This is a genomic window from Sedimentibacter sp. B4 (assembly GCF_000309315.1).
GTDB classification, from domain to species: domain Bacteria; phylum Bacillota; class Clostridia; order Tissierellales; family Sedimentibacteraceae; genus Sedimentibacter; species Sedimentibacter saalensis.
Window position 1 is genome coordinate 1 of sequence record NZ_CANG01000163.1, and the last position, 241, is coordinate 241.

Below are 241 nucleotides of genomic sequence, written 5' to 3' on the forward strand. Positions count from 1 at the left end.
TAGCCCGGGCGTTGATCCCCCGCGAACCCTCGGGCTCAGACGACCAGTTCGGTGTCGGCGCGGGGCACGACCATCGGGGCGCTGAAGTCGTTCATGATGCTGGCCAGCCGGAAGGCGCGCTCGTCGCGGTACAAACGCTCCAGGCTCAGCGGCTTGCCGTCGGGCCCCGACAAGGGAATCCGCCAGTTCGGATACTCCTTGTCCGTGCCCGGCTGGTTCTGCGTCCGCCGATCTCCCACCG

General features: G+C 68.5%; 1 protein-coding gene. It reads right to left on the reverse strand.

Annotated elements, in window-relative coordinates; all coding sequences use genetic code 11:
* Nucleotides 1–35: 35 nt before the first annotated feature.
* Nucleotides 36–241: hypothetical protein (locus BN358_RS26170; protein ID WP_198018380.1), on the reverse strand; the 206-nt coding region annotated here is incomplete at its 5' end.